The sequence below is a fragment of the Pedobacter sp. SG908 genome (genome assembly GCF_011759615.1).
Classification (GTDB): domain Bacteria; phylum Bacteroidota; class Bacteroidia; order Sphingobacteriales; family Sphingobacteriaceae; genus Pedobacter; species Pedobacter riviphilus.
The window spans coordinates 1,108,271-1,121,289 of record NZ_JAAOYY010000002.1 but is presented as its reverse complement, the minus strand read 5'-3'; the positions used below and the strand labels follow the sequence as shown (position 1 = coordinate 1,121,289).

General features: G+C 40.0%; 8 protein-coding genes. 1 reads left to right on the top strand and 7 read right to left on the bottom strand.

The annotated features are described in order from the left end of the window. Positions 1 to 9: 9 nt before the first annotated feature. The 6 genes from FHT21_RS19870 to FHT21_RS19845 form a co-directional block, all read right to left on the bottom strand. Positions 10 to 1,098, bottom strand: a complete 1,089-nt coding sequence (locus FHT21_RS19870; protein WP_167296452.1) for a DUF5007 domain-containing protein — start codon at positions 1,096 to 1,098, stop codon at positions 10 to 12. Positions 1,099 to 1,134: 36 nt separating this feature from the next. Then, the gene (locus tag FHT21_RS19865; RefSeq protein ID WP_243854055.1) at positions 1,135 to 2,331 is read right to left on the bottom strand and encodes a fasciclin domain-containing protein; all 1,197 of its coding nucleotides are present in this window, start codon (positions 2,329 to 2,331) and stop codon (positions 1,135 to 1,137) included. 10 nt (positions 2,332 to 2,341) lie between these two features. Continuing rightward, positions 2,342 to 3,859 (bottom strand): RagB/SusD family nutrient uptake outer membrane protein, encoded by a 1,518-nt coding sequence (locus tag FHT21_RS19860; RefSeq protein ID WP_243854054.1) that lies wholly within the window; start codon positions 3,857 to 3,859, stop codon positions 2,342 to 2,344. A 31-nt stretch (positions 3,860 to 3,890) separates the two neighbouring features. Beyond that, positions 3,891 to 6,905: a SusC/RagA family TonB-linked outer membrane protein gene (locus FHT21_RS19855; RefSeq protein WP_167296450.1), complete on the bottom strand. Its 3,015-nt coding sequence runs from the start codon at positions 6,903 to 6,905 to the stop codon at positions 3,891 to 3,893. A gap of 537 nt (positions 6,906 to 7,442) precedes the next feature. Then, positions 7,443 to 8,978 (bottom strand): SulP family inorganic anion transporter, encoded by a 1,536-nt coding sequence (locus FHT21_RS19850; protein ID WP_167296449.1) that lies wholly within the window; start codon positions 8,976 to 8,978, stop codon positions 7,443 to 7,445. Positions 8,979 to 9,115: 137 nt separating this feature from the next. Continuing rightward, on the bottom strand, positions 9,116 to 10,174 hold the full coding sequence (locus FHT21_RS19845; protein ID WP_167296448.1) for an SDR family oxidoreductase: 1,059 nt from the start codon (positions 10,172 to 10,174) through the stop codon (positions 9,116 to 9,118). A 93-nt stretch (positions 10,175 to 10,267) separates the two neighbouring features. On the opposite strand from FHT21_RS19845, the gene FHT21_RS19840 reads away from it, so the two are divergent. Further along, a complete protein-coding gene (locus tag FHT21_RS19840; RefSeq protein ID WP_167296447.1) occupies positions 10,268 to 11,056 on the top strand; it encodes an AraC family transcriptional regulator in 789 nt (262 codons plus the stop codon). Between the two features lie 201 nt (positions 11,057 to 11,257). On the opposite strand, the gene FHT21_RS19835 is transcribed toward FHT21_RS19840, so the two are convergent. Beyond that, complete coding sequence (locus FHT21_RS19835; protein WP_208398989.1) at positions 11,258 to 13,012, bottom strand: CocE/NonD family hydrolase; 1,755 nt, start codon at positions 13,010 to 13,012, stop codon at positions 11,258 to 11,260. Between the last annotated feature and the right edge of the window lie 7 nt (positions 13,013 to 13,019).

The window sequence follows — 13,019 nt, the reverse complement described above, 5'->3', positions numbered from 1 at the left end:
AAATGTTGCCTACTCGCTGACAAATTTTGGGTTATCTGTTTTAAAATGAAATACAATTTCCCAGTCGCCTGCCTTATAAATGGCGAAATCGATACCGAAGTTGGCAATGATACGCCCACCACCAAATGAACCTCTCGAGTAACTTAGCTCAGCCTTTGCCCTCGAACCGCCCGTAGCGTACGAGGTTGGTATTTCTACCAGCGGAATTGGATAAGCCACATCGTACTGTACGTACTTATCGGTTTTCTGCATGTTAAAACCATGTATCATTTTATCCCACACGGTTTCGTTGAATTTCGCCGGATTAATTTCTACCGAATCTTTATCTAAAACTTTTATTCGTAAAGAGTGTCCGTTACCACCTGTAAACGGGCGGATGTAAACCACCACATCTTTCTGATCGTTATTGCTGACCAGGTTTTTATTGCTGTTAGCTCCGATTACGTTGTTTAAATAAGGGCGGATATAATCTCTTAGTTTTTTATCAAGCGGAAATTTAGGATCAGGGGCAGGCAAGCCCGTGTAAGCATTAAAATCGTTAGATGGCTCGTAAGGGCGTTCTCTGAATGGCCTGATCTGGAAGTCTCTAATTAATCGCTCTCCACCTGTATTTTTAACTTTTACATCAAAAAAACGGGTATCCTGCGAAAAATTGGTACTATCTGTTGGCCTTGGGCTGATGAGTTGATTGGTTGCCGATGCCCATAAAATAAACTGCCCTGAAGAACGGATTTCCAATAGCGAATGCTCCTCCAGTTTTCTTTTGGCTTCGATTTCGGCCAGGCTTTTTTCTAAACCCGTATAAGGGGCAGTCCAAACGTAAGTAGGTACCCTTTGAAAAATATCGCTCACCGGTCGGCCATCTCCATACCTTGCATTTACAATTTCGAAAGTGATTGGGGCTGTTGAATTATCGCCATTAAAGCCGCCAATTAAATTATTACGACCAATAATTGGCTCGAGAATTTTATTGCTAAAATTTACATTATTACTTAAGTAATCTTTTTCGTCAGGCAAATTGTACAGTTTTTTACATCCGCTCAAAACAACCAGCGTAAACGCTACAAAAAGATGTTCCTTTTTTAGGATTGACTTCATCAGTTTTTCTAATTTATTTTTTCCGTACTCCATCATCTATTTCGTTTTATTAATTGTCCATTCGGCCAGCTGGAATACACCACCGCTTCTTAACTCGGTAATATTTACGCGGTAATATTGGTAGGCCACGGTATTGGTACACCTGAATACTTTTTGCTGGTACCTTTCTTCGAAGAAGAAGTTGGTAACACGGTGCAGTTCGGTCCAGGTTACACCGTCCTGAGAGCCCTCGTAAGTCCAGGCTTTCGGATCTCTTTCTACCGCATCGTTAGCTGATGTTAGGGTATAAACCGACGATACTTCTGGCGTTTTAAGCTTAAACTGCATGGTTAAGAAGCCCTGCAAATCGCATAAGAACTTGGTGTGATCATCCCCATCGATTACTTTTTTGGAGTTCTCGCCACTGGTTGGCCCACCACCATTTTCGCGGTTGGTAGAAAAAGTACCACCTACGGTAACCATTAAGTTTGGTGGTGGTGGCACAAAGGTTAAACGGGTAACAAAGCCATCGAAACCAAAAAGGTGATCGGGGCTGATTACATGTACAATTCCGTTTTTGGTACGGATATTATTGGAAGCCGTTGTACTGGTAGACCAGTTTCTGATAAACTTGCTTTTTTTGGTATTGCTGAATTCGATTACTTCAGGTCCGGCACCTACCTGCCCCGATGCCGATCCTTTTACCGATTTGGCATGCATGGGGTAAGCAACCTTTACACTGGTTAAATTTAAACCATCCTGTAGTTTTAAAGAATCGGTTGGTTTTACGCCCCTGATGATGTAATAAGAAATCATGGTATCCAACTGTACGCCATCAATATTCGATAAGAACAAAGGATCTTTATCTGATTGTTTTCTTAAGGTATTTAAGTTGCGCAAAGCCAGTTGAAAACTAGGATTGGTAACAGCGAACAAAGTCACATTACTATCGGTAAGTGTTTTTTTCAGCCCCATCCTGTCAACCGCTACAATGAGCGAATCGTAAACACCAGGCTTGCTTTTTAAATATTCGTATATATTTCCCGAAAACGGCGCGGTCTCATCGGTAGCATCGTAATAGCCGCCGTTCTTTTTACAGGCCGAATACACCAGGGCGAGCAATAAAAGCATGATTATGGCTCCCGCATATTTTACAAATTTTTTCATCTGATTATGATTGTATTTTAATGGTAATGAAGCCATCAAGCGCTTAAGCATTTCGTTGCGCAATTTGAAAGCTGATGATGGTTTCATATCCTTATTGTTAGCGCCAGTAAGTATTCTGTGTTAATAAATTATTTTGCAATAAAAGCTTACGCGAAATTGGCCAGTAAATACCGCCCGAATTAATCAGGGTCATAAATTGGGCATCGTTCTGCCTGATTTTATTGTAGCGGATCATATCGTACCAGCGCTGTCCTTCGCCCATTAACTCGCGGTGCCTTTCTTCAAAAATCATTTTCAGAATATCAACCTTGGTTAGGTCTATCACAACCTCTGTTCCTGAGGTTACCCTTCTTGTTATTACCTGGAGCAATTCGTTTTTAGCCCCTTCCTGATCGCCTAATACCGATAAAGCTTCGGCACGCAAAAGCACAATATCTTCTAAGCGGGTAAAAATTAAAGCGCTGGTAAAGTACCTGAAGTTCGGATCGGTACCCCCACCCTGAATTACCTTTATTTTACTGAAGATGGGGTACTTACCATTTAAGTTGGTGAAATACCTGTCGAATTTTGACTGCCCTAAAGTATCAACTGCAAATCTTTCATCTTTCGGCAGGTTGAAGTATTTTAAAATGGAATCTTTAGGCAAATAAATATCTGGTATCGCTTTGGTAATAATCGGCTCAGCCAGTGTCAGTTCTTCAATATGGCCGGTTGATGAACCATCAATGTGGCCATAATCGGAGTTAAAGCCAAACATCTGCCTGAAGTTTTTATTATAGAAAAATCCGTTCGAGTTGCTTAAATCGGTTACTGAAGTAAAACCCCCACCGCTTCTGCCATAATTGTCTTCTACAAATTTGGCGTATTTGGCCACGCTCGAATAATCGGCTGTCCAGGCGGCAACATGTGCTAAAACGGCATAGGCTGTAACTTTTGTGGCTAGTGCACCACCCCAACGGGTCCTGTCTTCGTTATAGTAATTGCTGGGTTGCTGAATATCTCCTCCACTGTAAATGTATGGCAGATCGGCAGCGGCCCTTAACATTTCGCTTTCTACCCATGCTAAAATCTTAGCCTGACTCTCACGTGGCTTATTTTCAAATACCCCTTCGTTTGAGGAGATAATGAAAGGTACATCGCCCCAGATACGTACCATGTAAAAATAAGCAAAGGCCCTTAAAAACCGGGCTTGTGCCATATCTACTGTCATATTGTTATCCGAGTAACGTTTATCGGTAGCCCTAACATGGGCAACATTTTCCAGAAAAACATTTGCTCCGTTAACAATGGCATAAAACCTGGTCCAGTCAGAAAGTGATTCTACCACAGGGTATGATGCATTTAAATTATTACTGATGATGGCTTTAAGGTCTTGTCTTTTAGGACTTGTAAATTCGCCTGTTCTTACATCGCCATAAATCCAGTGTCCATTGTTATCAGATAGTGCAGCACGGGTAAGTGCATAAACGCCCATAATACCTGCTCTTGCATCTTCAACTGTGTTCCACATGTTTTTCTCGCCCACAACGCGGGTCGAATCAGTTTCAAGGGCTTTATTACAACCCGATAAAACCACTATAGCCAACAGAAATGTGTATAATATCTTCTTCATCATTGTTGATGTTTTGTTCGTATTGCTTTCCATATTATAATTCCATTTTAACACCCAGGGTATACGTTCTTGGTATAGGCTGACCATAGCCGGTATCAATACCATCGTAACTTACCAGCTCAGGATCTTGCCCGGTATAAGGGGTAATTACAAATACATTATTAACCGATCCGTATACAAAAAACTTGTTGATTTTGATGTTCTTCTTTTTCAGTACGGTTCCCAAATCGTATCCAAGTGAAACAGATCTCAGTTTTAGGAATGAAGCATTTTCTAAAAACAAATCCTGATCGGTACGGTAAGGGATTACAGTACTCCATGGGTTATACAGCGGATATTTGCTGTAATCGCCTCTTTTTTCCCAGAAAGTAATTTCTTTTACCGATGTCATATCCGTATTGCCCTCGCGGTTTACAAAATCAAAGCGATTGGCCATATCCTGGTTAATCAGTTTGCGGCCCAGATTGAAATACAGGTTGGTACCTAAGCTCCAGTTCCCGTAGGTAAAAGCGTTATCGAAACCACCCGATAAAACCGGTAACGAATGGCCTTTCAATACTTTATCTCTTTCGTCGATAATGTTATCGCCATTCTGATCTTTCCAGCGTGGATCGCCAGCTTTTAATGGAGTACCATTGTATTTTAATGGCTGTCCGTTTACTACCGGTACCTGGTTATTTGCGGTGTAAATACCTTCGTTTTCCAATAACCAATACTGATCTACCGGCTGTCCTACTTTTAAGAATCGGTTACCGATAATAATTTCGTTTAAGCCTCTTGGCAATGCCGTTAACTTATTGCTGTTGTGGTTCAGGTTAAGGGCCGAATTCCACGAGAATTTGTTTCGTGCAATTACCAATGCGTTAATGGTTAAATCAACCCCGGTATTGCTCATGTTCAGGCCGCTTTCTATCGATTGTTTGTAACCATATTCTGCGTATGATGGGATGCCCAGCAACTGGTTTTTCTCGGCCTTGGTATAAAAATCAGCCGATACATGCAGGCGGTTTTTAAGCATCGCCACATCTACACCAATGCTTAACTGATCAGAGTACGACCATGGCACGTTATATCCTACCCAACCAAAAGAGTAAGGCCTGGTAAGCACACCAATAGCATTGTAGCCCGGTACCGTTAAGTTTCCGGTATAACCAACTGATGCGGTATATTGTGGTCCCTGTGCGTAGTTATCGTAGATAAATGTCCTGCCTAAACGGCCAACGCTCGCTCTTAAAACTAAATCATCAACCCACCTGCTATCCTTCAGCAATTCGTTTTTAACATTCCATGCTGCAGAAATTACCGGAGAATAAAACCAGCGTTTGGTTGGCTGTGCATTAGACGAACCATCTAAGCGCAGGGTACCCGAAACGAAATATTTATTGTTGTACGAATAATTTACCTTACCATAGAATGATAGCAGGTTATCCACTGTTTTATCTAAAAAGCGGTAAGTAAGTTCTCTTGGGAAGGCAACCGGTGTTAAATAAGCTCCGTTATCTGAACCATCATCATTTTTAGGTTTAGAATCCAATAAGTTAATTTTGATATAATCGTTAGCACCTTTATAAGCATAAGCATAGTTGTACTTATAAATATCCCACATCATCGATTGGCCCAGCTCAAAATGGAAATCATGCACGTTTTTAAGGTTCAGATCATAAGTAACCTTATTGTCCATCATTAAGCGTTGGTTAAATCCGTAGTAGTTGGAAGCGTAGCTATTTCCCTGCAATAATGTACGGGCATAAAAAATATCCCGGTAACCTTCATTATAATCTACGTTGAACGAAGAGCTTATTTTAAATTTACCTAAAGTCCCTACCAGCTTGGCAAAACCCTGTATGCTATTGGTTTTATTATCGTCGAAACCTTTAGTGTACTCGTTCAGGTAACTGGCATAATAATCTTTATTGGGAGCCAGTGGTGCACTTAAATCCGGGAAATAATTAATCTGTGCAAAACGGTCTCTTAAACTTCTGTTGCGGTTACGGTTTAAACGGTTACCGTTAATCATTGCAGAAAACAATAACCATTTAACAGGTTTCATATTAATGTTAAACATAGCACTGTAACGGTCTAAACCAGTTCCATCGGCTACCCCCTCGCTTTTGGTATTACCCAGCGAGAACCTGAAACTTGCCCTGTCCGAACCTCCTGTTAAGCCTAAATTGACGCCATAAACCAGTGCATTTTTATAGTATAAATCGGTCCAGTCTGATTTACCACTATATACATTGTTTAATGAATCGCTCAGATAAACCGGGTAAGCCTCGTCGTCAGAGTACCTGCCATTTGTGGTATAGATGTCGTAAAAGCGTTGTCTGAATGCATTTTCGTACTTACCATTAATGGTATTAACGGTTGGCTTTTGCACCATACCGATGTACGAGTTAAAGCTAATGCTACGCGCAATGCCATCAGGCGTTTTAGATTTAAGCAGGATTACCCCATTTACACCCCGCGGACCATAAATAGCGGTACTGGCTAAATCGCTTAATACCTCTACCGATGCGATATTGTTGATATCGATGGTACTGAGCAAATTAGTAGCCGGACCAATCCTGTTGAAATCGTACTGCTGGATATCAAAAGCGAATGGATGCTCACCAATGAGCGGGATCCCATCCAGCACCACCAATGGCTGTGAGGCATATACATCCTTTTTAGATAAGAGCGGCATGGGGGCTCCCCTTAAAAACATATTCTGTATGGTACCAGGTTCGCCTGATGGCTCCTGAACGTACAGGCCTGCATAATTGCCCTTTAAATTTTGCTGTAAGGAAATGGCGGGGAAAAGAGATAAATCTCTGGTGTTTTTCTGTACACCACCAGATAACTTATTGTAAAGTGTTTTTTGCTTAATCTGGTTTAAGCTGTCTTTTCTTAATGAATCTTTTAAGGAAACTAACTTAATTTTAGTCGTATCCTGTAGAACAAGAAGATTGGTTGTTAGGCCTTTATGAAGCTTTTTACCTGCCGAAAAAACTGGTAAAACGTTTAATGTAAACGCTGCAAAAAAGCCAAGGCACGCCCATAAGTATCGCATAGTTAATGGATCTTTAATTGGTAAAAAAATGATTTGCTAAAACTTATTTTTTCGGAAACGGCAAGATATGTCCCAGGTTAAAAAGACAGGTACTTCGGTAGTAATAGTTAAGGATTCTCATAAAATTTAGGATTTGGTTAACTCAAATATATAATATACTAAAACGTTTTAATAACGAATTGTCATTTTTATGAAATTTTTATAAAACAGGGCAATAATATTTAATTCTATCAAAATAATTGTCAACCAGACAGGTAAAAAAATAAATATTATCAAAATACTTTAAGAAAGTAACATCCTATAAAACAGTAAATAAGGATATTTTTAACCCGCAATTACAATAATTCGAACAATTTTTTGTTGCTATTTCTTTAAAATACTTAAACGTTTTAGTAAAAACATGAAATATGAAGAAAACAATTAAATTAAATGCCTAACAAAAGTTTAGGCAAAAGCATCGCCGTTAGCCTATTATAGCCCGCAAAAACCAGCTTAGCTATAATAGTGCTTTATACCTTAAACGAAAGGTTAAATTATTTATCTTTCGGTAGCTACCCGATAGGTAGGATCTTCTATAATGTTCACCGCTATAATCTGATCAGCATTTTTTAACAAGCGTTTACAGTCGTTACTCAGGTGCTTTAATTGGAGTTCCTTATTAACCGAACGGTAGCGTTCAGTTAATTTATTAAGCGCATCAATGCCCGACATATCAAAAACACGGCTATGCTTAAAATCAATTATGATGTGCTGGGGATCATGGGCCACATCAAACAGCTCATTAAAATTAGCAATCGATCCAAAAAACAAGGGGCCAAATATTTCATAGGTCTTTACGCCACTGGCGTCAGTATATTTACTGGCACGTATTCGCTTAGAACTTTCCCAAGCAAAAACAAGCGCCGAAATAATTACGCCTATTAATACGGCAAGTGCCAGATTATGCAACCAAATTGTAATTACAGCCACCAGTATACCAATGATAATATCCTGTACAGGCATTTTATTAATTACTTTAAAGCTCATCCACTCAAAAGTACCAATGGCTACCATCATCATCACACCAACCAAGGCAGCCATGGGCACCCGATCTATTACCGGAGCGCCCACCAAAATAATTACCAATATAGTTAAAGCCGCAATAATACCCGACAACCGTGCCCTGGCACCTGCCGAGAGGTTAACCAGTGTTTGGGCAATCATTGGGCAACCGCCCATACCTGTAAAAAAGCCATTTGTAATATTGGCAATTCCCTGTGCAATACTTTCCCTGTTCCTATCACCTTTGGTTTCTGTAATTTCATCAACCAGATTCAGGGTAAGCAGGCCTTCTGTTAAGCCCACACCTGCCATAATGAGTGAATAGGGGAAAATGATCTTCAGCATATCCAGATTCAGTGGCACTCTCGGAATATGAAATGGCGGAAAACCACCATTTACTGAAGCAATATCTTTAACCAGTTTGGTATCAATTCCAAAACCTAAAACAATAAGAAAAACCACAATAATAGCCACCAGTGAGGATGGAATGGCCTTGGTTATTTTAGGCAGAATAATCACTATTGCCACCGTGAGCAATACCAAAGCCAGCATAATATATAAAGGAGTGCCACTTAACCACACGATCTTGCCGTTAACAAGAGTTTTGAACTGTTCTAGCTGCGACATAAAAATAATAACCGCCAAACCGTTAACGAAGCCAAACATTACCGGCTGCGGAACCAGCCTTACAAATTTCCCCAGTTTAAACAACCCAACCATAATCTGGATTGCGCCCGCTAATGCTACTGCTGCAAAAACATATTCTATACCCTGGCTTTTCATTAAAGCAATGAGCGTAATTACCGTTGCACCTGCACCACCAGAAACCAAACCTGGCCTGCCGCCTAAAACGGCAGTAACCAAGCCCATAATAAAAGCAGCGTATAAACCTGTTAAAGGAGGGAAACCCGCAAGAATGGCAAACGATAACGATTCAGGAATCATGGTCATGGCCACTGTTAAACCTGCAAGAATTTCAGTTTTATAATTTATATTCTTAGAAAAATCGAAAAGTTGCAGGTAGGGTTTCATCAGTTAAATTATTTGTAGCTGCAAATATCCAACTTTATTAGAACATTAGTTCTATAATAAAAATAGCGCTGAATAAGGTCAGCATCAGCTGACTAATAATTTCTATCAACAGATAACAGATCTGTAAGGCCAGAAAACTAATTCGGGATAACTTTTTTGCGTTTGAGTTCGTCAAACAGATCGAAAAACATTTTTTCGGTATCGATATATTCGTGAAAACCCAACCGCCTGGCTTTGGTACCATCTGAGAAGAAATCGTAGTCCCATGAAAAAACAAAGTCGCCAAATGCCCATGATGACACGTCTTCATAACTGTGTTTAACCAGGTTATGTTTTTCTTGTAGCTGTGTCCACAAAGCCGATTTATCAGCCATAATGGTTTGCAAAGGCATTTGAAGCGGAGGGGCAGTATCCATCTTAAAATAAGCTGCAATTTTAGGCCAAAGGTCGTTCCAGCGAATCAGATCACCATTGGTAATATTAAAAGCCTGATTGGCACATGCAGCGTTTGTAGCCGCCCATACCGTTGCCTTAGCCAATAATCTGGCGTCTGTAATATCTAAAAGTTTATCGTAAGCGCCTAATTTACCCGGAAAGCGCAAAGGTAAACCCAATTCTTTGGATATAGATGCATAAACTGCGATTACGGAAAGCAAATTCATTGGATTACCCAATGCGGTACCTGCAACTACTGATGGACGGAGCGCAGACCAATTCCATTTTTTACCCTTTTGTTGTGCCTCCAGAAACTGTTGCTGATCTATATTAAACTCCGGAGGCATATGTCCGCCATCGGTTTCTTTTGCGGGTGTTTTAAAAGGACCATAATGCGCCCCGTACACTTTATAGCCTTGCATTAAACTGATGTGCTGTAAGTCTTTCGCAATACTTTCAATAGTATTAACCACATTTACAAGCATCGCCAGGTTAGGTGCTACCAGCTCTGCCCATGTAGATTTATCTTGATACGCGGCATAAAAAATATGTGTTATGCTGGTTAAGGAGCCCAATTGTTTCTTACTATCCTGTAAATCGAGCAGATCTACAGAAATGTACCTGGTTTTATCTGTATCCGCCCCACCCCGCCGCGATAAACCGATAATATCCCAATCGCCAAGGCTTTCTAAATGGCTGATTAAATTACCGCCAATTACACCATTTGCCCCCACAACCAATGCTGTTTTACTTTTATTCATGTCTTTTAATTTAAATTGATTTATGTGCAGTAAAGATCTTGACAAACCAGAGATATGTTTTTGTAAAATAGTATTATAGATTTGTATAAATCTATGATGAAGCGATATGTCCAATTTCAGCCTATTGTTATTTCAGAATTTGAAGTAAGCAAATGGCAGCATCCTGTGCATCGGCACAATCATTACGAACTGATTTACATTAAAAATGGATCTGGCCAGCATATCATTAACGAAATCCCAGTTGTTTACGAAAAAGGAAATCTCTTCTTAATTGGCCCGGAAGATGAGCACCATTTCGAAATTGATGAAAAAACACATTTCATTTACATCAAGTTTACCGATATATACATCCATCAAAAGGGGATTAACCCCGCAAACTTACAATGCCTGGAATACCTGATCAAAAGCCGTGAAACACATTTTCTAAGTTTTAATTTTACTGCCGACGACCTGTTGATTGTAGAAAACATCATTGCGCTCATCCTATCACTTAACACAAACATGATGCAAAATGAAGCTTTAATCTGGACACAGGTCTTAGTGCTTGCTGCTATCATGCAGCGCAATATGCCCGAAATAAAAAGTAATGCGCAGCGTTCAAAAGACATTCAAGCCATCTTCTGTTACCTGCACAAATATATTTACCAGCCTAAAAATTTAAAAGCGAATGTAATGGCAGCACATTTTAATCTTTCAGAAGATTATATAGGCCCTTACTTTAAAAGAAATACAGGTATAACCTTACGCCAATACATCCATGATTACCGTAAAAATTTAATTCAACAGCGAATAGATAGCAGAAGATTTGGATTGAAACAAATTGCTGCAGAATTTGGCCTGGTTGATGAAAGCCATGTGAGTAAACTGATGCGAATAGCCTGAAGGGATGTAAGATGGATTAGTCCGAAGTATGTGCTGTAAAAGAAAACATGCCTTTGTGCGCTTCGAGCATTAGTGGTTTAACGTTGGATGATGGAATTGATTCTGCATTCATCTTCTAGATCTGGGTGATAAATAATTAAAAACGGATTGCAAATCCTTAGCGCTTAGGTCTGGACTGCAAATCCAGACCCGTCGCATTATTTAAAACAAATCTTTAACATCTACCGAAAAACCAAGTTCTATAAAACTCTGTGTAGACCATTTAATTTTGAGCGGAACGCCTGCATCTTTTATGGTTTCTTTACTTACATCCTTACCAGTTCCATAATTAATCTGTGCAAAAGGATTTTTATCAATATTGAGTACTAAAAGTAATCTGCTCCCTTTTTGCAACTGCTTGCTGAATACTCTCGATCTATAAAAAGGTATCGTTTCTAATTTCCCAGGTTTAAGCAAGCTCCTTCTGCTCATATCGTATGCGTAACTGGCTCTTCCTAAATAATAAGAGAGCTGAAAATATTCGCCTGAGGGTGTAACTTCGTACAGCACCAGGCCTATATCCATGTCCTTTTTGTTGATGATGGCCTTAAGCTGTCCTTCTAGGGCTCCTGACACCGAAACAGCTTTATCAAATGGCTTCGTGATAAAAAACAGTCCGTTGGATCTTTCGATTTCTTTTTTTATAATGGGATCGGGATAATAATCATTGTAGAACTTAATTCTATCTGCCAGATCAACCTGTTGGTTCATAAAAACCTCTGTAGCTGGCTTTTGCTCCGACAGCATCGTTCCGTTCGCTGTACTATCCAGATAAAACCGGATACGATAGTCCTCCATCTTTGCCAGTGAAGGAGCATGTTTCCAATTATTTGCGCCCATTATCTCAAAATTGATTCTATCTTTTAACAGTCCAGGTTTCTTTCCGCCTTTAAAAATATAATCGAACCATTCGAAAGTGGTTTCGCGGGTATTGATCAGTGCTATTGAATCTACCTCATAACTCCTCAGCTTGGCTACTCCACCTATCTGCGACCCAAAATGATCATAGGGGCCTATAATTAAATAATGTTCGGCTGATGGATTATACTTATAATGTTCGCGCAGGTATTCTAATGCCGAAACCTGCCCATCGTCGTAATAGCCGGTGATACTGAGCACTGGAATATTGATTTGTTTAAAATCGCTACCGTAAGGCACCATCGACTGCCAATAGGCATCGTAATCAGGGTGGCTAAGCCATTTCTGTAGCCATGGGTTTGGTGTGCCATCAATGCTATCGATCTTGTTATAAGCAGCCCCACTTTTCCACCAATTAAACCTCATGTTACGCCAGCGCGCATTGTCGTTATTTATGGCATCATCAGTATATTTATTATTGGTAATATAAAAGGCCCATTGGTAATTGGCGGTTAAAAAAACATTATTTTCCATGGGTAAACCAAGTCCCGGAATAGCTGCAACATAGGGCACAATGGTTTTTAGTGCTGGATGCAGGTATTTAGCCGCTGCCCATTGTGCAAAACCCGAATAACTTCCACCATACATCCCTACCCTGCCATCGCTCCATGATTGTTCGATAATCCAATCGATAACTGCATTTACATCTTTGGTTTCATGTTCGTAAGGCCCTGGCGCATCAGGACTAAGCCGTTTTCCCCTTGCATCGGCAACAATGCCAACATAACCATGATCGGCGGCATATTTGGCTTCCATCAAACTTCTATTGGTGTTGGAGTAGATAAAATAAAAGAGTGCGGCAGGCAATTTCTGCGGCATACCTTTTTTCCTTACCACTACTGCAGATAAAGTAATGCCGTATTTTGTTTTAATCATCACACTATCGTTGATGATATAATTACTGTTATCGGACAAGGTTAGTTTTTGCTGTGCAAAAGTTTCCAGTCCCATTACAAGGCATAGCGCAGCCACACCCAGTTTTACCAAGTTCTTTTTCATAATTAAA